This window comes from Tepidibacillus fermentans, assembly GCF_004342885.1.
In the GTDB taxonomy this organism is placed as follows: Bacteria; Bacillota; Bacilli; order Tepidibacillales; family Tepidibacillaceae; genus Tepidibacillus; species Tepidibacillus fermentans.
Window position 1 is genome coordinate 1 of sequence record NZ_SMAB01000026.1, and the last position, 22,811, is coordinate 22,811.

At 37.3% G+C, this 22,811-nt stretch carries 21 protein-coding genes, 6 tRNA genes, 5 pseudogenes and 1 riboswitch; of the genes and pseudogenes, 7 read left to right on the forward strand and 25 right to left on the reverse strand.

All coding sequences use genetic code 11. The features are described 5' to 3' along the window. The first annotated feature begins 191 nt into the window (after positions 1 to 191). From EDD72_RS12905 to EDD72_RS11560, 3 genes are all read left to right on the forward strand, one after another. Positions 192 to 440 (forward strand): reverse transcriptase domain-containing protein, encoded by a 249-nt coding sequence (locus tag EDD72_RS12905; protein ID WP_279388111.1) that lies wholly within the window; start codon positions 192 to 194, stop codon positions 438 to 440. Positions 441 to 797: 357 nt separating this feature from the next. Then, positions 798 to 1,313 (forward strand): hypothetical protein, encoded by a 516-nt coding sequence (locus EDD72_RS11555; protein WP_132770499.1) that lies wholly within the window; start codon positions 798 to 800, stop codon positions 1,311 to 1,313. Positions 1,314 to 1,340: 27 nt separating this feature from the next. Further along, the gene (locus EDD72_RS11560) at positions 1,341 to 1,979 is read left to right on the forward strand and encodes a hypothetical protein (RefSeq protein WP_132770501.1); all 639 of its coding nucleotides are present in this window, start codon (positions 1,341 to 1,343) and stop codon (positions 1,977 to 1,979) included. Positions 1,980 to 2,307: 328 nt separating this feature from the next. Here the strand turns inward: EDD72_RS11560 and EDD72_RS11565 are convergent. Further along, positions 2,308 to 2,817, reverse strand: a pseudogene (locus EDD72_RS11565) (transposase); the annotation flags it as partial. Continuing rightward, positions 2,804 to 3,274: a hypothetical protein gene (locus tag EDD72_RS11570; protein WP_132770506.1), complete on the reverse strand. Its 471-nt coding sequence runs from the start codon at positions 3,272 to 3,274 to the stop codon at positions 2,804 to 2,806. The pseudogene EDD72_RS11565 and the gene EDD72_RS11570, both read right to left, overlap by 14 nt. Before the next feature lie 623 nt (positions 3,275 to 3,897). Between EDD72_RS11570 and EDD72_RS11575 the strand changes: the two genes are divergently transcribed. Genes EDD72_RS11575 through EDD72_RS12985 form a run of 3 tightly spaced genes read left to right on the forward strand, consistent with a single transcriptional unit; the run spans position 3,898 to position 5,626 of the window. Further along, entirely contained in the window at positions 3,898 to 5,184 is a 1,287-nt protein-coding gene (locus EDD72_RS11575; protein ID WP_165895079.1) for a peptidoglycan-binding protein, read from the forward strand. A 5-nt stretch (positions 5,185 to 5,189) separates the two neighbouring features. Then, entirely contained in the window at positions 5,190 to 5,495 is a 306-nt protein-coding gene (locus tag EDD72_RS11580; RefSeq protein WP_165895080.1) for a contact-dependent growth inhibition system immunity protein, read from the forward strand. Next, positions 5,492 to 5,626, forward strand: coding sequence for a hypothetical protein (locus EDD72_RS12985; protein ID WP_279388109.1), 135 nt, complete (start codon positions 5,492 to 5,494; stop codon positions 5,624 to 5,626). The genes EDD72_RS11580 and EDD72_RS12985 overlap by 4 nt, the downstream gene beginning before the upstream one ends. 218 nt (positions 5,627 to 5,844) lie before the next feature. Here EDD72_RS12985 and EDD72_RS13130 read toward each other — a convergent pair. The 6 genes and pseudogenes from EDD72_RS13130 to EDD72_RS11615 form a co-directional block, all read right to left on the reverse strand. After that, positions 5,845 to 6,371, reverse strand: a pseudogene (locus tag EDD72_RS13130) (DDE-type integrase/transposase/recombinase); the annotation flags it as partial. Next, on the reverse strand, positions 6,332 to 6,637 hold the full coding sequence (locus tag EDD72_RS12990) for a helix-turn-helix domain-containing protein (RefSeq protein WP_424565549.1): 306 nt from the start codon (positions 6,635 to 6,637) through the stop codon (positions 6,332 to 6,334). The pseudogene EDD72_RS13130 and the gene EDD72_RS12990, both read right to left, overlap by 40 nt. 499 nt (positions 6,638 to 7,136) lie before the next feature. After that, positions 7,137 to 7,349: pseudogene (locus EDD72_RS11600) on the reverse strand (integrase core domain-containing protein); the annotation flags it as partial. A 59-nt stretch (positions 7,350 to 7,408) separates the two neighbouring features. Continuing rightward, positions 7,409 to 7,567: pseudogene (locus EDD72_RS11605) on the reverse strand (transposase); the annotation flags it as partial. A 162-nt stretch (positions 7,568 to 7,729) separates the two neighbouring features. Beyond that, entirely contained in the window at positions 7,730 to 8,344 is a 615-nt protein-coding gene (locus EDD72_RS11610) for an IS66 family transposase (protein WP_132770518.1), read from the reverse strand. Beyond that, positions 8,345 to 8,518 (reverse strand): IS3 family transposase, encoded by a 174-nt coding sequence (locus EDD72_RS11615; protein ID WP_132770520.1) that lies wholly within the window; start codon positions 8,516 to 8,518, stop codon positions 8,345 to 8,347. It abuts the gene before it with no gap. Between EDD72_RS11615 and EDD72_RS13135 the strand changes: the two are divergent. Next, a pseudogene (locus tag EDD72_RS13135) lies at positions 8,491 to 8,799 on the forward strand (IS30 family transposase); the annotation flags it as partial. The gene EDD72_RS11615 and the pseudogene EDD72_RS13135 sit on opposite strands and share 28 nt — an antisense overlap. A gap of 517 nt (positions 8,800 to 9,316) precedes the next feature. Here the strand turns inward: EDD72_RS13135 and glmS are convergent. The 17 genes from glmS to EDD72_RS11705 all read right to left on the reverse strand — a co-directional run bounded on the left by glmS (position 9,317) and on the right by EDD72_RS11705 (position 22,794). Next, positions 9,317 to 11,152 carry a glutamine--fructose-6-phosphate transaminase (isomerizing) gene (glmS, locus tag EDD72_RS11625; protein ID WP_132770522.1) on the reverse strand — a complete coding sequence of 612 codons (1,836 nt, stop codon included), beginning with the start codon at positions 11,150 to 11,152 and terminating at the stop codon, positions 9,317 to 9,319. A gap of 393 nt (positions 11,153 to 11,545) precedes the next feature. Next, complete coding sequence (gene glmM, locus EDD72_RS11630) at positions 11,546 to 12,886, reverse strand: phosphoglucosamine mutase (protein WP_132770524.1); 1,341 nt, start codon at positions 12,884 to 12,886, stop codon at positions 11,546 to 11,548. Continuing rightward, complete coding sequence (locus tag EDD72_RS11635) at positions 12,856 to 14,523, reverse strand: NAD(P)/FAD-dependent oxidoreductase (protein ID WP_132770526.1); 1,668 nt, start codon at positions 14,521 to 14,523, stop codon at positions 12,856 to 12,858. Before EDD72_RS11635 ends, glmM begins: the two co-directional genes overlap by 31 nt. A gap of 4 nt (positions 14,524 to 14,527) precedes the next feature. Beyond that, on the reverse strand, positions 14,528 to 15,754 hold the full coding sequence (locus tag EDD72_RS11640; RefSeq protein WP_132770528.1) for a CdaR family protein: 1,227 nt from the start codon (positions 15,752 to 15,754) through the stop codon (positions 14,528 to 14,530). Continuing rightward, positions 15,747 to 16,553 carry a diadenylate cyclase CdaA gene (gene cdaA, locus EDD72_RS11645; RefSeq protein ID WP_279388110.1) on the reverse strand — a complete coding sequence of 269 codons (807 nt, stop codon included), beginning with the start codon at positions 16,551 to 16,553 and terminating at the stop codon, positions 15,747 to 15,749. Before cdaA ends, EDD72_RS11640 begins: the two co-directional genes overlap by 8 nt. A gap of 125 nt (positions 16,554 to 16,678) precedes the next feature. Continuing rightward, complete coding sequence (locus EDD72_RS11650; protein ID WP_132770530.1) at positions 16,679 to 17,686, reverse strand: hypothetical protein; 1,008 nt, start codon at positions 17,684 to 17,686, stop codon at positions 16,679 to 16,681. A 219-nt stretch (positions 17,687 to 17,905) separates the two neighbouring features. Beyond that, positions 17,906 to 18,667: an ABC transporter ATP-binding protein gene (locus EDD72_RS11655; protein ID WP_132770532.1), complete on the reverse strand. Its 762-nt coding sequence runs from the start codon at positions 18,665 to 18,667 to the stop codon at positions 17,906 to 17,908. Between the two features lie 12 nt (positions 18,668 to 18,679). Next, a complete protein-coding gene (locus EDD72_RS11660; protein WP_132770544.1) occupies positions 18,680 to 19,678 on the reverse strand; it encodes an ABC transporter substrate-binding protein in 999 nt (332 codons plus the stop codon). 27 nt (positions 19,679 to 19,705) lie between these two features. Further along, on the reverse strand, positions 19,706 to 20,467 hold the full coding sequence (locus EDD72_RS11665) for an ABC transporter permease (protein ID WP_132770534.1): 762 nt from the start codon (positions 20,465 to 20,467) through the stop codon (positions 19,706 to 19,708). 4 nt (positions 20,468 to 20,471) lie between these two features. After that, positions 20,472 to 20,762, reverse strand: coding sequence for a thiamine-binding protein (locus EDD72_RS11670; RefSeq protein WP_132770536.1), 291 nt, complete (start codon positions 20,760 to 20,762; stop codon positions 20,472 to 20,474). Positions 20,763 to 20,831: 69 nt separating this feature from the next. Beyond that, positions 20,832 to 20,947: riboswitch (TPP riboswitch) on the reverse strand. An 83-nt stretch (positions 20,948 to 21,030) separates the two neighbouring features. Then, the gene (gene rocF / locus EDD72_RS11675; protein ID WP_132770538.1) at positions 21,031 to 21,930 is read right to left on the reverse strand and encodes an arginase; all 900 of its coding nucleotides are present in this window, start codon (positions 21,928 to 21,930) and stop codon (positions 21,031 to 21,033) included. Between the two features lie 307 nt (positions 21,931 to 22,237). Then, positions 22,238 to 22,311, reverse strand: a tRNA-Gly gene (locus EDD72_RS11680). 24 nt (positions 22,312 to 22,335) lie between these two features. Then, a tRNA-Pro gene (locus tag EDD72_RS11685) sits at positions 22,336 to 22,412 on the reverse strand. 8 nt (positions 22,413 to 22,420) lie between these two features. Then, positions 22,421 to 22,497, reverse strand: a tRNA-Arg gene (locus EDD72_RS11690). A 10-nt stretch (positions 22,498 to 22,507) separates the two neighbouring features. Further along, a tRNA-Gly gene (locus EDD72_RS11695) sits at positions 22,508 to 22,582 on the reverse strand. A 35-nt stretch (positions 22,583 to 22,617) separates the two neighbouring features. Continuing rightward, positions 22,618 to 22,701: transfer RNA gene (locus tag EDD72_RS11700), tRNA-Leu, on the reverse strand. 17 nt (positions 22,702 to 22,718) lie between these two features. Beyond that, a tRNA-Lys gene (locus EDD72_RS11705) sits at positions 22,719 to 22,794 on the reverse strand. Positions 22,795 to 22,811 lie beyond the last annotated feature (17 nt).

Consider the following 22,811-nt stretch of genomic DNA (forward strand, 5'->3'; position numbering starts at 1 on the left):
TTTCGGGTAGTTATTGGGCTTTGTTTTGTTACGCAAACTCACCCACAAGGATAAGCCTCAAATGTAGTTCGTGTACCTCAGACCAGAGTTTTGCCGCCGACTTCCTTCAGATTCCACCTCACGGTGGACACCCTTGTCTTAAGCTAACGGTTGGCACTACCAGCCCCCGTATCGGACTTTCACCGACTAGTTTGCGCCCATGCTGGGCGCACGAAAAAAGAGGTCATAGTTTCATCCGTTACGCAGATGATATGCTCATTTTTAGCAAAAGCAGACGGAGCGCAGAGCGTATCTTGAATAACATCTTTCCTTTTATTGAAAAGAAACTGTTCCTTAAAGTAAATAGGGAGAAAACGGTGGTTGACTACGTAGGAAAAGTGAAATTTCTTGGATTTGGATTCCTATACTTTTCAGATTATTATCGACAAGTTACTGCGTAAACTTAGGAACCGCCGTGTACCGAACGGTACGCACGGTGGTGTGGGAGGTCGGTTACTCAAATAATGAGTAACCTCCTACCCGATTATCCATATCTCATCGATCGGTTGTTTCATTTTCAAAAGACAGCATGGAAGATGTGTATCTACCTTGGGATAGAGATTTTTTTATTTTCAGACAAAATTCGACACCTCCTATTGTAATAATTTGTTATTATTGCAATAGGTATAAATTAATTATTACTAATCATAGATAACAGAATGATGATGTGTAACAATGATGGAAAGGAGAATAATGGAAATGGTATACCGTAGAACTAACATCATATACTCTCGGAATTTTATAGAGGGAGGATTTATATGTTATTAAAGAAAAAGATTATTAAGTTTATTAGTACAGGTATTTTAACAGGTTTGATAGGGCTACACACTGCAAATGGTGCTAGTGCAGAAGTAATCAGACCGAAATCCATTGACTTTTCAGGTTATGAATACATTCATAGTACGGATTCAAGAGGTTTAACAATTTATTGGCAACACACTCATGTAAATAACAAGCCTACTACCGATACAGTATCATATTCGGTCAGTAGACAAGCCTATTCCAGTGCAAATGTTTCAGTTTCATCAACTTTTAATGCAATGGTTGAGCAAGTAGGTGTATCTACTGAAGTTAGCTTGGGAGCATCCGTAACTAAAATTACTACTATTTCATGGACAATACCTGCATATTCTACTTATACACTTCGATATGGAAGTCGTTGGGCTAAAGCATCAGGAGTTGAACGGTACTGGTATAGAGGAAATATAGTTAGTTCCAAATATGTTAGTGGTCAATGGACATATGAAGGGTATTCAGACAGCATCAAACAATAAAATATTAAAATGTTGGTGATCTAGTGAATGATAAAGAAACTTTTTAAAACTTATTTTTTAGTTGTACTTCTACTAGTTGCATGTGACAACAATGAATATAGTAAACAAATAAGTAATCATCACAGTTCAAAGGAAATGCCAAATCAAATAGAAAAAAATAAAGAACATAGTAAAAAAGATGACTCTACCAATTCTTCAGGCAAGAATTTAACACTGGAGAAGAAATTCCTTCCTCCAAATTTTTTGGTAAAAAAAATTGAAATAGAAGCTAAAAATCACTCGCTAACACTTGTTATGAACTATGTTCTTTCAGAGAAATTATATGAAATTCTTAAACAGTACAAGGATTATTACTTTGTAATCCAATACCCTGAAGAATTTTCTACTCTAACCAATGTAAAGAATTCTAAACCAGTTAAAGGTCCTTTACCTACAAATGGTCAGCTTTCATACAGCGTAACCTTTTTAACCTCATGGAGCAATGACATACCGAAAGATTTAATAAACAAAATAAATAATGGGGAACTAAGATATAATCTTATCATATTAGATAAAGAGATGTTCCCTGTACACATATTTAATGATGTTCAATGGTATCAAACCTTTGATCCGAATAAAGGTTCTAATATTATCTTTGATGAGAAAAAAAATGAGAAAGAAAATTAAAAGAGATTTTCCAAAAAGTTGTTATATTGCATTAGGATTCACCCCATCCAATGCACCAACCCCTTGAACGACAGGGATGGGGTTTTTTTGTTGAACATTGAGATGTATTAATGTAAATTAGCACACTATTTCAGAACCACTTTTTCATGCCCCTTTTGTTACGTCCCCGTTTCTTCCACCGCGATTCGTACAATCTCCTCGTCAATCATTGTTTTTGGCAATTAAACAATGTACCAAATGGCAAATAAGAGTATGCGTTTGATTGAATATTAACTCATCCTAAATTGCAATAATAAATGCAACAAAATATAAAATACCAAATCCAGTTAAGGATCTTCTTATTGACGTTGTTTCGTTTTTTCTTTGTGTTTCTTGTTACTTTTAAAGGCAGATCAATATTTTTCACAGGTAGTGCACCAAGATCGATGTAGTTATAGAGCGTTTTTGTGCATACAACGACTCCAAAGAGTTGATTTGCCTTAGCAAAGCCGCAAACGGCATCAGGAGACCAATGTTCTTTTTGTATTTTCTCTACGGCAAAGCGAATAAAATCAGATGCTTGGACGAGTTTATATTTAGCCCCGCAATGGGAGCGGTTGGCTTCATAACGTGCTTGTCCTGTTTCCAGAAAATAGGCCTTATACTCAGATAAGTCAGAACGACGCTGAATAACAGTTCCTCGCTTCAATTCTCGAGAAATCGTAGATTTGTGGCGACCAAGAAGATCTGTAATCTCTTGGAGTTTTTTTTTTCTTTTCGTAGCACTTGAATTTGACCTCACCCATATGGAGGTATAAGTAAAATGACGTTTCTTTGTGTTATGATTAGAATAAGCCATTGGTAAATCCTCCTGTTATGTATGGTTTTCGTCGACTTAACCATAACGGATTTACCATGGCGTTTTCTATATATTTATTGTTGCATTTAATTTTACAATGAATCTTAATAATATGTTCAAAAAAATAGTGATAAGCTAATGCAAATCGAATAATGTAGCCAAGGTTTTTCCAATAATTTAACTTTTTTACTTCAGTAGATACCTCAGAAACAATTGAAGAATACTCGTCCTTGGTATGTGTCCATATGTATAACTTCTCATACTCAGTTACCATAAGTGGAATATAATCATTCACCTTAAAACCAGAGCTGTTCTCGATCAAAATTCCCGATATTATTGCATGTCTACACACCTCAATAGGTATGTCACTCGGATATTTTTGTTCTATTTTTTTCTGTTCCTCAACTAATTCCTGAAATAGCTGATACATTAACTGCTTATCCCCATCATCTTTCATTTCTTTACCCCTCTCTCAAATAATCATAAATTCAATACTTGACTTTCCACTAACTTAGCGTCTATGCCTTCAGGATTATTTTTATATGTCTCGATCAGGAACAGCCATATTTTCAGAATCGATAAGCAAAAAAAAAAGATAAGGATAAGCGACAATACTCAAAAAAAAAATCATATAACTCCACCCCTACATAAAACCACTCGTGGCTTTATATCAGCTCTCTCCTTTTCATAAACTTACTTCCCTGAAGAAGGACTTTGTAGAGACTAAACATAGGCCTCTCATCGATGTCATTCAATCCTCGACAAATAAATAAGGGATGTTTCCCATTAAACTTTTCAGATTATTATCAACAAGTTACTGCGTAAACTTAGGAACCGCCGTGTACCGAACGGTACGCACGGTGGTGTGGGAGGTCGGTTACTCAAATAATGAGTAACCTCCTACCCGATTATCCATATCTCATCGATCGGTTGTTTCATTTTCAAAAGACAGCATGGAAGATGTGTATCTACCTTGGGATAGAGATTTTTTTATTTTCAGACAAAATTCGACACCTCCTATTGTAATAATTTGTTATTGTTGGAATTGGTAAATGAGAGTGTGGAAGAGGAGGTTAAATGATGTACGTTGTAGATGTTGCTGGTAGAATCTATTATCCCTCGAACTATACGAATTATTTATGGAGTGGACAAACGCTGAGAAGAGGAGACCGAAACGACTATGTGAAAACTTTGCAGTCTTGGCTTTATAAAGCTGGATTCAATCCAGGGGCCATTGATGGAATTTATGGAGCAAATACAGAAAAGGCTGTGAAGGAGTTTCAAAAGAAGGTTGGAATCACAGCTGACGGAATTGCGGGAAAGCAGACATATCAGGCTCTGCAAAAGTATGTCAGAACACAAACAACCGTTCCTAAATCAAATGTATCAAGCGATAACAGGAATGAGTGGACAGGACAAACCCTTAGCAGAGGGAGTCGAGGGGAAACAGTCAAAGACTTGCAAAGGATGTTAAATTTAGCAGGATATAAAATTAAAGTGGATGGTCTATATGGATCTGAGACAGAACAAGCAGTGGAAGGATTTCAAAAATTGGTTGGCATATCCGCTGATGGTGTAGCAGGAATACAAACTTATAGAAGCCTAAAATCGTATATTTCGTCTAAAACGAATAAAGGTGTAATAATCGATATATCGAAAGAGGCACAGGAACTGCAAAGAAAGGCAGAGGAGAAAAGAAAAGAACAATTAGCTAAATCGATCATAGATGTAGTTACAGATTTCCTTCCGGTTATTGGAACGTTTAAGGATGCATATAATCTAGTTGATACCTTATCCAAACCTAATGTTAGTACTAAAGAAGTTGCGTTAGCATTATTTTCTTTTATCCCGGTTATCGGAGACCTCAAGGAATTAAAAAAAGCTGGAAAAGCTATAGATGTAATTAAGTCGACAGTAAAAACGGGAACACACGAAATAGATGATGCTGTAATTAAGTTCATTTCAGATAAAATAAAGAATATTGACGCAGGAATGTTATTAGATTACTCTGAATCAGTAGATAAAGGTCATACAGTTTTAAAACACGTGTCTTTAAAAGATAATGAATTATTTGATCGTATGAAAACAGAAAAAAGAGATGTAAGTACTTATACTAATAAAACTACGGCGAGTAATGTAATTGATCTAACAATAAAAGCCAAAGCCGATGAAATTGCTAATTGGTTGCTGAATTCAGAGAGTACAACGTTGTCTTTAAATTATAACTATAAGCACCCTGTAGGAAAAGGTATTAAAAAGGGTTCAAATAAAATTGATAGCGATTTAAGAAATACCTTTACATTATTAAAAAGAGATCCTAATTCTCCATATGGTTTTTATATTGTTACATCTTATCCGAAGTGGTGATGAATATGATAGATATTGAGAGACAATTTAAGACGCTCAAATACTTTGTGGATGGGTACTATAATCAATCAGTTGATGATCATGAATTTGACGACAAGATTAGAGAATTTAGAGACGAAGAACCAGAGAGTTTGATTAACGCATTAAGAGCTGAATTAGCTGAATTACAAAAACTAATAGACAATGGGGATAGGGAAACATTTAAAAAAGTAGAAAGTTTATTGCATGATAATAGTTTAAGATATATTGAGCTTGAAGATGGCCAAGCGTTTATTAATCGTGTTTTACGTGTTCTGAATAATAAATCATGATTCTTGTGAAATTGCTTTCGCTGCAAGCGATGGTTGCCGATCATCGCCTGCAATATGCCATGATCGAAACGGATGACGAACGGGAACAGGCGTTTATCGAAGGAATGCTAGCAGCTTGCGAGTTTTTTTGAAGAGGCATTGGAGGATATGATGGATTATAGATAGCGTGGGCGATGTGTATAGGGTGGATAGTTGTACCAGTACAACCGTCATTCGACGTTAATGCCGGCCTATAAAAAGACGAAAAGTTCCGCTACTATATCCTCAAACAAATATCAGACGTCTTTCACGCAATGAAGACCTTTTCCCGAAAAGAAGAAAATAAAACACTCGTATGGGGGCTGTCTACACTGTGAATTAATGGTTGTTCTCCCTGTAACGAGGCAATGGCTTGATCTAGCGTTTTAAACACCAACTGATTATTGTTCGAATGGCCCAGCATGTAACTAACAATCGAACCATCATATAAGTCAAGAATCGCACTTAAATAAGCTTTCTTAGAAGATCCATATTTGAGTTCTGTGACATCGGTGACCCATTTTTCATTCGGTTTTGTTGCTTTAAATTCTCGGTTTAACACATTTTCAGTCACATGCTGAGGTGACGAACGAGGATAATGCTTTCTCTTTCTTCGAATGACAGATTGTAGTCCAGAAACTTTCATCTCTTTTATGATTCCCTCATTCTGACGTTCTCTCTCAGAAGGTATGCGATGGATCCATTTGTAGTAAGAAGACCGTGCGATCCCAGTGATTGCACAAGTAGAGTAATAGAAAAGCCTTCTTCCTCATGTAACTCTTGAATAGCTATATATGTATCGGGAAATCGTACCTGGCTTAATCCCGCCTCCTTTCGAGTTCCTCTAACTTTTTTAAGAATTCGTTTTCTGCTCGTAACCGTTCATTCTCTCGTTCAAGCTTTTTTATTTCTAATCTCATCTTCTCTTCTGGTGTGAGCTCTTGTTCTTCTTTTTTCCTTCCTCGTCTATCTCTCAGTGCTTCTTCTCCACCATCTTCATATTTCTTTACCCATTGATAAACTTGTTGGTAGGAAATTTTATATGTTTCAGCTGCCATTTGATAATTCTTAATAAACATGCATAACATCCAAATCCAGCGGTACCTACACACGCTACAGCACATAAAATTCCTAATGCTGTTATAGCCCAAGCAGCGACTCCTTGGCTAGCTAAGCAAGAATTTAAACACGACCATGATAACATAGGTTTAACTTCAGAAGTTAGAGTACTCTTTTCCCCTGAATTATCAATCGTATGCCCAGAAACAATTTCTCCTTTATCATTCATTAATGAATCTAACATAACCTGTCCATTTTTCATAGCAACTGAACGAATTATTTTTGACTATTCTTTAATCCAAGGATTGTATAATCTTCAATTAACTTTCCATCATTATTAAGCACCATGATATAATTGGATCTAAGTCAATATTTTAGACACAAAAAATAAGCGAACAGATGTTATTACAAAGGTTTTATGCTGACCCAGGGAGGCTTGACATGGAGCCTCTACGGGCATGGTGTTCTTGCAAAGCGGTAAATGGGTATTCATTTGCCAGGCAAACAAGCTTACCACGCCCGCCTCTCCATGTAAAGCCGTGGCTTCGATAGTAGGGCAGTGGATTATGCTATGCCCCTAATTTGATTTTCTAATTCTTGTGGTGTCATATAACTAATACTTCCGTGTATTCGTTTGCGGTTATACCAGCCTTCAATGTATCTAAATAATGCGAGTCTTGCTGATTCATAGTCGAGATATTGAACGTGGTTAACTTCTTCTTTCTTTAAAATGGCATGGAATGACTCAATACAGGCATTATCATAAGGACATCCCTTGCAATAAAAGTAGAGGGAGATTCGATGGGTAGTAAGCCTAATTTAGAAATAACCATAAGAAGCCTTGATACAAAGAAGTAACCATCATCTGTCATTCGATCAAAACGTTCATAGTCAACATACCCGCGGTCAAACACATACATGGCTTCCTTGTCATCGACAAGGACTTCATGTTGATTTCTGTCATGTTCTTTTGCTGTTGTCATCACTGCTTTTTCGTGATCGAACAATTAATTTTAAAAATAAGAATGTGTGGGTAACTTTTGATAAAAATGTAAAGAAGATGTATTCAAACCTAATTAAAGTAAGCGTCAAATAAACCACACGTAATTAAAAAAATAACCACACCGTAGGTGTGGCTTTAGTTGTTCAATCTTCTGTTATTTTACAATTAAATTACCAGGAAGTTCATTGGACCATGGAAGCAGTTTATCGAGTTCCTCAGAATTAGTGACATCCATATTTGGTAACTTTTCGAATAGATATTTTAAATATTCAAATGGAATAAGATTGTTCTCCTTTGCTGTTTCAATGATGCTATACACAATCGCACTTGATTCTGCACCTGCTGGTGTGTTTGTGAACAGCCAGTTTTTTCTTCCGATGACAAAAGGTTTGATCGCTCGTTCTGCACGATTATTGCTTAATTCAAGCCTTCCATCTTTCAGGATATTCATTAGTTTATCTTTTTGATTGAAAGAGTAGTTTATAGCTTTACCATAACTAGATTTTGGTAATGCATGAGCATGTTCCTTTTCAATCCATGCGAAATAAGCCTCTAACATCGGTTTTAAATGACGAAGGCGTTCTTCATAACGTTCTACGTAGGATTTGTCAGCTAGTTCTTTCTCCAGTGCAAACATGCCATCTATATGTTTCACGCCTTGATAAGCGGATGTATGCATATAGCTTTTCTTATCCGTGACCGCTTTCAAGGTTTCCGTAAAATATGAACTGCCCCCTGTAAAGTAGACAGTAGAAATAATTAAAATCATCTAAGCGGCTTTGGCTCTATATTCCATAGGGCTGAGGTCGTTTAGTCGTTTCTGAAGTCGTTCATAATTATAGAAGTGTATGTATTCTTCAATAGCTTGACGAAGTTCTTCAAACGAATTGTATTGGTTTAAATAATACTTTTCACATTTATTTCCCGGAAACAGGACAAGCACGTTATGAAGCCAACCGCTCCCATTGCGGGGCTAAATATAAACTCGTCCAAGCATCTGATTTTATTCGCTTTGCCGTAGAGAAAATACAAAAAGAACATTGGTCTCCTGATGCCGTCTGCGGCTTTGTTAAGGCAAATCAACTCTTTGGGGTCGTTGTATGCACAAAAACGCTCTATAACTACATCGATCTTGGTGCACTACCTGTGACAAATATTGATCTGCCTTTAAAAGTAACAAGAAACACAAAGAAAAAACGAAACAACGTCAATAAGAAGATCCTTAACTGGATTTGGTATTTTATATTTTGTTGCATTTATTATTGCAATTTAGGTTCTTTTTCTTCTTTACTCTTTATAAATGGACTTTTCTATTTCTTAATTTTTTAACTATTATGTATTGAACTGTTCAACACAACTTTATTATATATGTGACATGACTTTATTATTTCTAACATAACTTTTTTTATTTTACCCCTTGTCCCTTCCCGCCCTAAACCTATTCTCCTAATTCCTTCCAGATAAAAAGTCATGTCAAAAACCTCCCGTTTTCCTTATTCTCATTTCCTATTTTTTCCTATTTTCACCCTATTTCTGATAAAAAAGTCGTGTCAATACCATATCCCCTACCACTTGAGCCTTCCATCTAAAAATAAAAGCCATGGATCTAATAAGGTTTTATACCCTACTTTCACCATGACTTTTAACACGACTTTATTATCTCAAACACGAGTTTTTTATTCGTGACACGAGTTTTTTGGGTTATACAACGGAACAACAACTATAGTAGACTTAAAAATTTTTACTCCACCGTCACGCTCTTCGCGAGGTTACGTGGCTTATCGACGTCGTTTCCACGGGCTAAAGCTGCATAGTAAGCGAGTAATTGTAATGGAATAACAGATAGTGCTGGTGTTAGCAATGGTAATGTACGAGGGATTGCGATCACTTCGTTTACAGATTTGCTTAACCCCTCTTCATTTCCTTCGAGGGTAATCCCAAGGATATAAGCTTCGCGGGCATTTACCTCTTTAATATTGCTTACCATTTTTTCATATACATCTTCTTGTGTTGCTAAGGCGATGACAGGCACATCATTCGTGATTAAAGCTAATGTCCCATGTTTTAATTCCCCTGCTGGATAAGCTTCAGAGTGAATGTAAGAAATTTCTTTTAGTTTAAGTGACCCTTCTAGGGAAACGGCATAGTCAAGACTACGGCCAATGAAGAATAAATCTTCATAGTGAGCATAACGCTCTGCAAATTGTTTCATCGTTGGGGCAAATTCTAATAGTTTCTCCACTTGTGTAGGTAATTGACTCAATGCTTGAATATATTGTCTGATTACCTCTTCACTTTGCGTTTCGCGGATTTGTGCGAGATATAATCCCCATAGATAAATCGTAATTAATTGGGCGGTATAAGCCTTGGTTGAAGCCACCGCAATCTCAGGACCAGCATGGGTAAGAAGTACTTCGTCTGCATCACGAGCTACGGAACTACCATTTACATTGGTAATCGCTAGTACTTTTGCTCCTAACTTCTGAGCTTCTCTTAAGGCTGCTAAGGTATCAGCCGTCTCCCCTGACTGGCTAATGACCATTACTAGGGTGTTTGGTGTGATGATTGGGTTACGATAACGATACTCACTAGCAACATCTACTTCTACAGGAATGCGTACCAGATTTTCAATCACATATTTCCCTACTAATCCAGCATGATAAGCAGTACCACAAGCCACTATATGGATTTTTTCAATTGCCCGAATCTCATCTTCACTTAAGTGAATTTCTTTGCTTAAATCCACTCGCTGATTCTCATGGTCGATTCGATTGTTCAATGTTTCTCGATAAGCACGAGGTTGCTCATGGATTTCTTTTAACATGTAGTGGTCATAACCGCCTTTATCTGCAGTTTCCACATCCCATTCTACATGGAATGGAGTACGTTCAATCAATTCACCAGTGGTTGACATTAATTGAACACGATCAGCAGTAATTACGGCCATCTCACCATCATTTAAGATATAAACGTCACGAGTATGTTCGATCAAAGCTGGAATGTCAGAGGCGATAAAGTTTTCATTTTCTCCAAGTCCTACTACAAGAGGGCTCGCTAAACGAACGGCTACTAACTTGTCAGGTTCATTGATATTAATAATCCCTAATGCATAAGCTCCTTCCATCCGAGCAACCGCTTTTTGGACAGTAGAAACTAAGTCACCATCATAAAGATCTGCTAGTAAGTGTGCAATCACTTCTGTATCGGTTTCCGATTTGAAAGTAACGCCTTTTTTGAGTAACTCCTCTTTGATCTCGAGGAAGTTCTCAATAATTCCATTATGAACAACAGCAAATTGTTGTCTTTCATCCATATGAGGATGGGAATTCATATCCGATGGACGACCATGGGTTGCCCATCGTGTATGACCAATTCCTATGCTTCCTTTCATTGGGCTTTTTTCTAATTTTTTCTCTAAATTACTTAACCGTCCAACGGATTTTTCTAAACGGATTTCCCCATTTTCATAAACGGCAATACCGGCTGAATCATAACCGCGGTATTCTAATTTCTTTAACCCATTTATTAGAATTGGTTGAGCTTCTCGCTGGCCAATATAACCTACTATTCCGCACATTGATGTAAAATCCTCCTTATTGTTATCGGAGGCAAAATCTCTGATGATCAGGGGATTTGCCCCCGATATACCATTGTCCTCTCACTGTGTTACAAAGTATCTACCATTGTCATACATCGAAGTTCATGATGATAAAGCTTTTGTCAGATTGGTTGCCCTATCTTTTTAGGCTTTATCTTAACGGCATTCATGTCTACCGGAAGGCATCCGCCGATGATTCGATAACCTTCTTCCTCGTCAACTACAAGCTACATTTGGTACAAACCTCGTAGTTCAGGCGCTTTTATTCTGTTTTCCCTCTACCCTCCTTTCTATCATGAATGCATTACTCTATATTATATAATATTGTGTGGGAAGCCAAAATGCTTCCCATACACAACACCCAATATCATATCACGATAATTCGTTTTTGACTACTTGAATTATTTGACTCACATAATCTCTTAGTTGATCCTCATTTGGTCCTTCTGCCATCACGCGAATTAAGGGTTCTGTTCCAGAAGGTCGAACGAGAACTCGTCCTTCATCCCCTAATTTTTCTTCAACCTCACGAATCACATTTTCAATGGCTGGATTATTCGCAAATTTTGACTTATCAATCACTCGAAGGTTTTCTAGAACTTGTGGATATTTCTTCATCTGATTCGCTAGTTGGGATAAAGAAGATTTTTTCTCTTTCAGTACATTTACCAATTGGATTGCCGTTAAGATTCCATCACCGGTTGTATTGTAGTCAAGGAAGATGATATGACCCGATTGTTCTCCTCCGAGGTTATAACTCCCTTTTCGCATCTCTTCCATGACATAGCGATCTCCCACTTTGGTTTGAACACTTTTTAAGCCATATTTTTCAGTCGCTTTATAGAAGCCAATATTACTCATCACCGTACTAACGATGGTATTCTTTTGTAATTGCCCTTTTTCGCTCATTGCTTGTCCACAAATGAACATCACATAATCCCCATCAATGATCCGTCCTTTTTCATCCACAGCAATTAAACGATCGGCATCACCATCAAAGGCAAGGCCTAGATCTGCCTTCTGCTCGATAACGGCCTTCATTAAGGATTCTGGATGGGTTGAGCCACAATTTTCGTTGATATTTGTACCATCCGGTTGATGATAAAGGGCAATCACTTCTGCACCCAATTCTCTAAACAATTTTGGTGCAATTTCATAGGCAGCCCCATTAGCCGTATCGAGTACAATCTTTAAACCATCAAAATTGTGGGAGATGGTTGTTTTTAGGTATTCGATATATAGATTTTTCGCGTCATAACGCTCTTCTACTCGTCCAACTTCTCCACCAATAGGACGAGGGAGATTGTCCTCTTCTTGGTCAAGATAAGACTCAATCTGAAGTTCTGTTTCATCAGAGAGTTTAAACCCATCTGCCCCAAAGAATTTAATTCCATTATCCGCAACGGGATTGTGGGAAGCAGAGATCATTACTCCCGCGTCTGCTTTCAGTTTACGAGTCAAATAGGCAACACCAGGGGTAGAGATTATACCTAAGCGGATCACGTTAGCACCAATAGAAAGAATACCAGCAATCATCGCACTTTCTAACATCTCACCCGAAATCCTTGTGTCTCGACCGATGACGATTGTTGGTTTAGCCGTTTCTTTGGTTAAAACATATGCTCCGATTCTCCCCAAACGATAAGCAAGTTCTGGTGTCAGTTCTTGATTGGCTACACCTCTTACTCCGTCGGTTCCGAAATATTTTCCCATTGTAAATCTTCCTCCTCAAAATTCTTCCTCGGTCGTCTATATGTTTCTATTAAAAGCTCAGCGACACGAATGCCATCAACAGCGGCACTAACAATCCCTCCAGCGTATCCTGCTCCTTCTCCTGCTGGATATAAACCTATTACATTCTCCGATTGAAAATCCTCTTTTCGTGGAATTCGTACAGGAGCTGATGTTCTGGTTTCTACTCCCGTCAACACCGCATTTCTTGTATCATATCCTCGCAGTTTTTTCCCAAATACGGAAATCGCTTGTTCCAATGATTGACTCACAAAGTCAGGAAGAGTGAGATGTAAATCAGTTGGTGTGATGCCTGGGCGATAAGTAGGCCGAAAGGGAACATCATCCAAATCATTAGAAGGAACGCCATCGAGAAAATCACCAACTTTTTGTGCAGGAGCTTTATATCCGCCACCACCAAGTTGATACGCTTTTTTTTCATATTTTCGTAGAAATCGCACCCCTGCTAAAGGATCATCTCCCTTAAAATCATCAGTGGAAACGGTAGCCACTAAAGCACTATTGGCCACTCTTGAGGCTCGGCTATAATAGCTCATCCCATTGGTGACAACCATTCCCTTTTCGGAAGCTGCGGCCACAACTACTCCTCCTGGGCACATACAAAATGAATAACAGGCTCGATCATCCTCACTTTCTCCGGCACTTTTTACTAATGTATAATCTGCTGCCCCTAATTGTGGAGCATTGGCATAGGAACCATATTGAGCCTCGTTAATCAATTGTTGCGGGTGCTCAATCCTTGCCCCAATGGCTAATGGTTTACCTTGAATCGTTACTCCTTGTTGGTAAAGCATTTCATATGTATCTCTGGCACTATGTCCAATCGCCATCACAACAACTTGTGCAGGAATTTGATATTTGTAATTCACTTCAACTGCAACGATTTTACCCTCTTCAATGATCAAATTGGTAACGAGGGAATCAAATTTAATGGTCGCGCCCATTTTTATTAGCCACTGACGTAAATTATAAACGATTTTTTTTAAATTATCAGTACCAATATGTGGTTTATGAACATAAAGGATCTCTTTTGGGGCACCTTCTTCTACAAAAGTCTGAAAAACTTGGTCGATTCTTGAATCTTTTATTCTTGTCGTTAATTTACCATCGGAAAAGGTACCTGCTCCACCTTCACCAAATTGGACATTCGAATGGATGTTTAGCTCTCCTGTGCGCCAAAAGTGAAGGATATCTTTATTTCTTCGTTCCACATCTCTTCCTCGTTCAAGGATTAAAGGTTTATAGCCATATTTCGCTAGTTCTAATGCGGCAAATAGACCTGCAGGCCCTGCCCCAATCACAATAGGGGGATAAAGAAGCTCTTCATCCCCTGGAATTAATTCTTTTTGCTTTTTCTCTTTTACGATTTGAACGTCTTGTGAATGTAACTTTTCGACCAGTTTTTTTTCATCTGTTGTTAAAGTGGCTTCAATTTGGTAAACGAAACGCACATCTTTTCTCGCATCAATCGATCGTTTTATTATTTCGTAAGCTTTTACTTTTTTAATAGGAAGACGTAATTTCTTTTCGATGGCTTGGATGAAATCTTTCTCAGTGTGATCAATAGGTAACTTGATGTTTGATATGCGAATAGCCATTCCTTTACTCCTTTACAATTCGAACTTTGACTTTTTCTTTTGTATTTATCACTTTCGTATATAAAGGTACATTATATTGAAGCTCTACTTCATGTTCTCCTGGAGGTAGATTGGTTAGATCAACGAAAGCTTGGATATCATCGTTCCTTGTAGATCTTAATATATCAGGCGCCCCTTCTAGAGTTAAATTAATGGTGGTAGGGGATATGATGATCCCTTTTAGTCCTTTACTTAATCCATTTAAATCAATGCCGATATTCTTAAAATCTTTCTTTTCTGATTTTACAATTGTGATTTCAAGCTGAATTTGATCAGGTTCGGTTTTATATAATCCTGATGCGACAGGAATCTTCAGCTGAATTGAATTTTTGCCTATTGGTAAATTGGCAACAGAAACATTCGGTCCTTGGTAAACTTCATATTTACTCACAATCTCTTCTGGACCATATAAAGTCACATCTTTGGTTTTTAGATCGATCGATTGAATCGCTAGTCCAGCTTTTGGTTGATCAATAATTTTATAAGTTAAAGGTACCATTTGGTATGGACTGGTTACTGGTATTTTGACTTCTGCCGTTTGCGGGGTGATTTCAACTTTCACAGGGTTCCCCTTTTTATCTAATGCATGAAGCGGAACTTGCTCAGTAATCATTTTGTTTGCATTTTCTACATTAATGAACGCTTTCACAAAAGCGACGGATTCTACTTCTTCTTTGGTACCAGAAATGTGAACTTTACTTGGGGTCACAATCGCATCACCAGTTTGAAATCCTTCTGCTGCTTTTCCCAGTTGATCAACGAGAATCGGCATCTCGATCCGATGTTTTTCCTCAATTTTCACTTTTAAGGTACGAGGCTGAATGTCAATATCAATTCCTCTTGGAAAACCGGTATATTGAATAGGAACATCAAAGGTTCCTTTTTTATAGGAAGTTAGGTCAACAAAAAATTGACCTTTATCAATCATTTTGCCATCCTGAATCTCCCCAATTGTCCTAGTATTACTTTTTAAGGTAACCGTTACTCTTTTTGTTAGAACATCAACTACATACTGTTCTTCGTTATATTTCGGAATTACATTCGCTTCATATATATATGCATTCTCCCTTTGATCGATCGGGGTTAGACTTGGATTGGCTGTTTGCTCCATGTTAACGACTAGCCAGAGCATAATCGCTATTATAAGCGATAGTGCTTTGAGTACATTATTATTCTTTAACCAATTATCCATCTAGATCCCCTTTCTGGCGAAATAAACTCATTGTTTTAGCTACTGGCCGTAATTCTTCGAAAAGTTTTTTCTCTAATCGTTCAGGCGTCAATCCTCTTTCGATTTGGCCATTGATTGCAATAGAAAGATGACCCGTCTCTTCCGAAACGACAAGGGAAATGGCATCTGAGACCTCACTACAGCCAATCGCAGCCCGATGACGTGTCCCTAATTCCTTGCTGATAAAAGGATTTTCTGAAAGGGGAAGATAGCATGCAGCAGCCATGATTTGTCCATTTCGGATAATAACAGCTCCATCATGCAAAGGTGTATTGGGAATAAAAATATTAATAATCAGTTGGGAGGAAACTAACGCATGTAAATCAATTCCTGTCTCAATATAATCATTTAATCCTGTTTCCCGTTCAATGACAATTAGGGCACCGATCCTCCTTTTTGCTAAATAACGAAAAGCTTCAACAATTTCGTGAACCATCTTCGTTACAACCTCTTCTTCGTAATGTATAGATCGTGAAAAAAAACGGCCCCTTCCTAATTGTTCTAGTGCACGTCTAAGTTCTGGTTGGAAGATGATGATGATGGCCAATACACCATAAGTAAAAGCTTGTGACATTAACCATTGCAATGTTCGAAGTTCAAAATATGTACTAATTAACCAAGCGACGACGATGACCATAATTCCTTTCAATAATTGAATCGCGCGAGTGCCTCTTACAAGCATCAGTAATTTATAGATCACATAACTAACTAATAAAATATCCACGATGTCGTCTAACATATTAAAGATGTAGTCCATCATCTTTTTCCTCCATTAACTGGTTATCACTAGTATTTGTTTTAAACTTATTCGCTCATTCACCTTTTTCATCCTTCTTCTCTATACTTAAAACGTAAAAAAAAAGTACCGGTTTCGGTACCCAGCCATTAATTAAGTGTCATATTCTCGTTTTCTAATTCATTCAGATCAATCGTTTGTTCTTTGGATGGTATTTGCATTTCAAATTTTTGTTCTTTATTAATATCGTTCTGATTCACTTCTACATTGAGTTTTATCCCAATTGATCCTTCTTGATCTAAATTCACAAGCGCATCAAAAGTACTTAACATTTTTCTCTCAAAACCATCTTTATCAATGACACTGGTAGTTTTAAAGGTATTTAAATTGAGATACTTATCGATTTCCTTAATGGTTTTATCAATCTGCGCTTTATTTTTATTTAGTTCATCTTTCAATTTTTGTAATTCTTTTTTATTCTCATCCGTTATTGCATATTTTTCGTACTGTTCTAAAAGTACGGGTAACCCTTCTGCCATGAATTTTTGTAAAAATGGTTTTAAGTTTTCCTTTGTAATTGCAATAGTTATTGCATTTTCTACTTTTCCGTCCGTTAGTGAATACTTTTTACTATCTTCTTTAATAAATGCGTTTCCATCTAAACTATTCAATATAACTTTTGCCAATTTTTCATTATCTTCAGCCGTTTTTTGGGGATCATTTGTTTTTTCGAATTCAGTCATATCTAATGAAACGTACTGTTTTTTTGGATCACCAATTTGGGATTGAATCATCGCTGGCAATTTCATATAAAATGTATTTTCCTTTAAAATCATCGGAAAGTCGAATATTAGATTCATCCCTTGTACATGTAAATTCCCTTCATACTGCATCGGCTCTACCGTCTGCTTACCATTGATCGACATGTGGACTTCGTTTAAGATTTGTAATGGAGCTAACTCTTGGTTTGTTCCTTTTAATTTACTTGTATCAAGTGTAAGGTCTATTTTAACATCAAAAGATGAACTTTTGATCTCTGCATTTTTCTTAATCGAATCTAAAAGAATTTGCTTTGGTTCCTTCTCTTTGCCACAACCTGCAAAGAAAATCCCTATAAATAAAATCAAACTAAGAAAAAGTAAAGAAAGTTTTCTCAACGATTTCTCCTCCTAATCATTCACAATTTGATTTCTTTGCGGTATTGGTTTCCTCTCTCCAAATTGAACTTCTCAACTTCTCAGATGAAATAAAATATACAATTATTTCTAAATCATTATAAACTAAGTAATAGAAAAATAGTGTTACAATTTGGTGAAGAAAAATTTACCAATCTCATATATATGAAATAAAGGGGAAGATTAGAAGTGAAATCTAAATTATTCTTTTGCAAGTAAAGTTAAAAGTCTTTCTTTTAATCGGGAGAAATTCTCTCCTGTAATAATGCTAGGATCTCTTGGTCGAGGTAAATCAATCTCGACGATTTCCTTCACTCGGGCTGGACGGTGAGAAAAAACATAGACGCGGTCAGAAAGATAAACCGCTTCATCAATACTATGAGTCACAAAAAGTATGGTGTGGTGATATTTCTCCCAAATTTCTAATAGCCAATGTTGCATTTTCATTCTTGTAATTTCATCTAAGGCACCAAACGGTTCATCTAATAATAATACATTGTTATCTAACAAGATTGTACGAAGAAGAGCCGCTCTTTGCCTCATTCCGCCAGATAATGCAGAAGGATACTCGTTGGCAAATGAAGCTAGCCCAAAAACATCAAGATGTTCTAAGGCTTTTTTTCTTGCCGTTTCTTTGGGAATTCCTTTAATCTCCATTCCCAAAATTACATTATCCAATACTGTTCTCCATGGTAGTAGATGGTCCTTTTGCGGCATATAACTGACAAAGCCTTTTTTATTCTTAATCGATTGACCATCAAGTAAAATATCTCCCTTTGTGGGAGAGTCTAAACCACTGATTAGATTGAACAAAGTGCTTTTTCCACTCCCACTAGGGCCAATAATTGAGACAAATTCACCTTTTTCAATTTGCATCGAAATATCTTCTAATGTTTTAAAACTTCCATTTTGTAATGGATATTCTTTATATACATGTTGTAGTTCCAATTTAAAGGTAGTCATCTTCCTACATCCTTATTTTTTCGGTAAAAAGTCGTTTGTAAAAGCTTTATTCACATCAATCATTGAAGGTATGAGTTTATGATCGGCCATCCATTTGGCATAATTACTCCAAACTTCTGGTTTTTGAATTCCCCACTGCGGGGCATCTTCTTGATATTTTTTACTCAACCATTTTTGACTAGCTTTAACTAATTCTGCATTCATTCCTGGAACTTCTTTTAACAAAATATTTGCAGCCTCTTCTGGATTTGAAATGGCAAATTCATATCCTTTGCTTGTCGCTTCCATGAACTTTTTAATGATATCCGGATGTTCCTTGATATAGGTCTCATTGGTAATGATAACTGGTGTATAGTAGTCTAATTCTGGAGCGATTTGCCGAAGTTCAATATAATTAATTGGGAACTTCCTTAATTCAGCGTCGATTCCCGTCCATCCATAATAAATCCATTCAAAGTCAACATCACGTTTGGTAATCGTAAAGAAATCTGCATCTCCAACAGTCAAAAATTTTACTTTATTAAAGTCAGCATTATATTTTTCCATTACAGATTGGATAACAGCCTTTTCCGATTCAGCTCCCCAACCGCCATAATTCTTTCCTTCAAAATCCTTCGGTGTTGTAATATTTTTCTCTTTCGGAGATGCAAAACCAGAAGTATTATGTTGAATGATTGCTGCAATGGAAACAATCGGGATTTGCTGGGCACGAGCATTCGTTACTTCTTCTTGGGCACTGATTCCAAATTGCGCCTTACCCGCAGCAACCATTTGCGCTGCACCACCACCGTCAGACGGTTGAACGATTTCCACATTTAAACCCTGTTCTTGATACCATTCCTTTTCTTTTGCTACATATAATCCGGTATGATTTGTGTTGGGTACCCAGTCGAGCATGACCTGAATATTCATTGGTTTTGCTTTTTCTTTTGGTGGTTCTGCTTGTTTGTTATTCGTAGAACAACCGATCATTAGAAACATGAACGCAAGAATAATCGTTAGATTCATCATGAACTTCTTTTTCAACTTATTTCACTCCTAATCTTCTTGATTTAATTTTGCCCAAGGTATCAATTTTTGTTCAAGTAATAATAGGAAGCTAAAAAACAAAATACTTGTTAATACAATAATTAAAATCGCTGCAAATACTTGCGCAGTTAAAAAAGAATGAGAGGAGTTCTTCATATAAATTCCTAAGCCTTTATTTGCACCCAGCCATTCACCAATGACTGCGCCCATAATACTGTAAGTGGCAGCAATTCTTAGTCCTGAAAATAATGAAGGTAATGCCGATGGAAATCGTACCTTTTTGTAAATTTGCCATTTTGTTGCATTCATCGTGTGCAATAACGAGATAAGACCTGAATCAGCTTGGTTCAATCCATCGATCGTATTTAAGACAATTGGAAAAAAGCATACTAAGGCAACAACCACAATTTTGGGCAATAGACCATATCCGAACCAAATCAATAATAAAGGTGCAATGGCAATAATCGGTATCGTTTGCGAAGCAACTAAGATCGGATAAAATCCCCGTTTAAAGAACGAAAAGCTATCGATTAATAGAGCCAAAAATAAAGCGACAATGACAGCAAGCAAGAATCCAACTAGTGCCTCATATAAAGTAATTAGTGTATGGTCAAGCAAGATAGGGTATTGCTTGACCATTGCTTGAATAATATCGGTTGGTGCAGGCAAGATCCAAATATCAACTTGAGATAATCTCACAAAAAATTCCCATAGTAAAAGACCAAAAACAATCATAAGAAGGGCTGGATAATGATTTTTGATCTTCTTCATTCAATCAGCTCCGATATTTTCCAATCTTCTCTTCCATCGTGACTCCTTTTGGATGATAGTCAATCTTAATGATGGTCATCACGCGTTCAGCTCCAGCATCTACACATACTTGTTGTGCTTCTTTTACAATCTCTAATAATTGATCCAACTCTCCTTCCATGGTAGTTTCCATAGGACCTACTTCATACTTCACACCTGATCTTTTAACGACATCAATCGCTAAATCTATGATCCGATAAGTATCTGCATCGGGAACTTTCGGAATGACTTGAAAACTAAGATTAATTACTGGCATTTATTATCTATCCTTTCAAATAGTGTTATTTAATAAACAAAAAAGCTAACCACTCACGGCCAGCTATGAACAAATAAAAGTAAAAATCCCTCCGCTAGCATTACCCAGATCAGGTTTTTTGGGTCGGTATTGTCATAACGGAATACCCTCTCAGCAAGACCTCTCAAGCTCCCCATTTTCCATTTTCATTTTTATCCTAACTTTCAAGCTTATCTTAGCACTACGATTTAAAAATTGCAATTTAAGAAAAATTTTCATAGAAGAACTACTACAATAATTTTTCGCCAAAAGCAGATGCCATTAAGCCAACAGCTATTTCTGCGGTTCGATTGCGCACATCTAAAATTGGATTTACTTCTACAAATTCCGCAGAAATAAGGAAGTTAGCTTCCGCAATCATCTCCATTGCCAAGTGACCTTCACGATAAGTTACCCCTCCAGTAACGGGTGTTCCGACTCCAGGAGCGTCATTGGGGTCCAAACAATCTAAATCAAAGCTTAAATGAACACCATCAGTCTTATCTTTTAAATAATGAATTGTTTCTTCCATTACTTTTGCCATTCCTATGCGGTCAATTTCATGCATTGTATATACTCGAATCCCATTTGTCTTGATAAATTCTCTTTCGCCTTTATCTAAGTCTCTTGCACCAATGATTACAATATTCTCTGGCTTAATCTTTGGGGAAAAATTTAAGATATTTACTAAATCAATATGGCCCTTCCCCAAACTTACTGCAAGTGGCATTCCATGAATATTGCCTGTAGGCGAAGTCTCAGGAGTATTGATATCTCCATGTGCATCAAACCAAATTACTCCCATATTGGGATAATGGCTCGATACTCCTGCAATTGTTCCAATCGCAATACTATGATCTCCCCCTAAAACAAGTGGAAATCGTCCTTCTTCTATAATCCTTTTCACTTGATTTGCCAATTCTTCATTCACTTTCTTTACTTCTTTTAAATATTTTAACTTTGGATTCTCAATGGTATATGTTTCAGGAGTAGGAACATATAGATTCCCTAAATCTTTTACATGATATCCTGCATTCTCAAGTCGTTCCTTTACATTTGCATAACGAATGGCGCTTGGCCCCATATCTACGCCTCTACGCCCAGCACCTAAATCGAGTGGCACCCCAATAATTGTAATATCTTTATGCATCTTTCCACCTCTATTATCGAATATTTCGACTATACAGTATATTTACATTTTAGCGGTTCACCTTTGTTTCAGACAACTGTTCGAAAAGTAAAAAGAAACTCATCATTCTTTCCAAACGAATGTCAAGCGCATAAAAAAAGGGAGAGCTTCCGCTTCCCCTATAGTCCCATAGAGACTAGAATTCAATTGTATATAATAAATTTGACGTCGCTATTTCCAAAATAAATCGACTAATATTAAGTACAATAATTTTTTTCGAACAGAAAATTTGAGCAGAATCTTGCTCTACAATGTACTTAGAAAATAATGGAGCGGGTGATGGGAATCGAACCCACGCCGCCAGCTTGGAAGGCTGGAGTTCTACCATTGAACTACACCCGCTTACTAACTTTTATATTCATTTGGTGGTCGGGGTGACAGGATTTGAACCTGCGACCCCCTGGTCCCAAACCAGGTGCTCTACCAAGCTGAGCCACACCCCGAAGAAAAATGGCGCGTCCTGAGAGATTCGAACTCCCGACCTTCTGATTCGTAGTCAGACACTCTATCCAGCTGAGCTAAGGACGCATTGTAAATATGGAGCGGACGACGGGATTCGAACCCGCGACCCTCGCCTTGGCAAGGCGATACTCTACCACTGAGCCACGTCCGCTTATATATTAGTAAGCATATAACACTTATACTCAATGGTGCGGGTGAAGGGAGTCGAACCCCCACGCCAAAGGCGCTAGATCCTAAGTCTAGTGCGTCTGCCAATTCCGCCACACCCGCAAAAAAAGGAATAATAATGGTGAGCCATACAGGATTCGAACCTGTGACACCCTGATTAAAAGTCAGGTGCTCTACCTGCTGAGCTAATGGCTCACGAAAATGGCTGGGCT

What these genes read in the sequence shown, in the direction of transcription:
- EDD72_RS11555 (WP_132770499.1), top strand. Translation starts at nt 798, where the DNA reads ATGTTATTAAAGAAAAAGATTATTAAGTTTATTAGTACAGGTATTTTA.
- EDD72_RS11560 (WP_132770501.1), top strand. Translation starts at nt 1,341, where the DNA reads ATGATAAAGAAACTTTTTAAAACTTATTTTTTAGTTGTACTTCTACTA.
- EDD72_RS11570 (WP_132770506.1), bottom strand. Translation starts at nt 3,274, where the DNA reads ATGAAAGATGATGGGGATAAGCAGTTAATGTATCAGCTATTTCAGGAA.
- EDD72_RS11575 (WP_165895079.1), top strand. Translation starts at nt 3,898, where the DNA reads ATGTACGTTGTAGATGTTGCTGGTAGAATCTATTATCCCTCGAACTAT.
- EDD72_RS11580 (WP_165895080.1), top strand. Translation starts at nt 5,190, where the DNA reads ATGATAGATATTGAGAGACAATTTAAGACGCTCAAATACTTTGTGGAT.
- EDD72_RS12985 (WP_279388109.1), top strand. Translation starts at nt 5,492, where the DNA reads ATGATTCTTGTGAAATTGCTTTCGCTGCAAGCGATGGTTGCCGATCAT.
- EDD72_RS12990 (WP_424565549.1), bottom strand. Translation starts at nt 6,637, where the DNA reads ATGTGCTGTAGCGTGTGTAGGTACCGCTGGATTTGGATGTTATGCATG.
- EDD72_RS11610 (WP_132770518.1), bottom strand. Translation starts at nt 8,344, where the DNA reads ATGATTTTAATTATTTCTACTGTCTACTTTACAGGGGGCAGTTCATAT.
- glmS (WP_132770522.1), bottom strand. Translation starts at nt 11,152, where the DNA reads ATGTGCGGAATAGTAGGTTATATTGGCCAGCGAGAAGCTCAACCAATT.
- glmM (WP_132770524.1), bottom strand. Translation starts at nt 12,886, where the DNA reads ATGGGAAAATATTTCGGAACCGACGGAGTAAGAGGTGTAGCCAATCAA.
- EDD72_RS11635 (WP_132770526.1), bottom strand. Translation starts at nt 14,523, where the DNA reads ATGGCTATTCGCATATCAAACATCAAGTTACCTATTGATCACACTGAG.
- EDD72_RS11640 (WP_132770528.1), bottom strand. Translation starts at nt 15,754, where the DNA reads ATGGATAATTGGTTAAAGAATAATAATGTACTCAAAGCACTATCGCTT.
- cdaA (WP_279388110.1), bottom strand. Translation starts at nt 16,553, where the DNA reads ATGATGGACTACATCTTTAATATGTTAGACGACATCGTGGATATTTTA.
- EDD72_RS11655 (WP_132770532.1), bottom strand. Translation starts at nt 18,667, where the DNA reads ATGACTACCTTTAAATTGGAACTACAACATGTATATAAAGAATATCCA.
- EDD72_RS11660 (WP_132770544.1), bottom strand. Translation starts at nt 19,678, where the DNA reads ATGATGAATCTAACGATTATTCTTGCGTTCATGTTTCTAATGATCGGT.
- EDD72_RS11665 (WP_132770534.1), bottom strand. Translation starts at nt 20,467, where the DNA reads ATGAAGAAGATCAAAAATCATTATCCAGCCCTTCTTATGATTGTTTTT.
- EDD72_RS11670 (WP_132770536.1), bottom strand. Translation starts at nt 20,762, where the DNA reads ATGCCAGTAATTAATCTTAGTTTTCAAGTCATTCCGAAAGTTCCCGAT.
- rocF (WP_132770538.1), bottom strand. Translation starts at nt 21,930, where the DNA reads ATGCATAAAGATATTACAATTATTGGGGTGCCACTCGATTTAGGTGCT.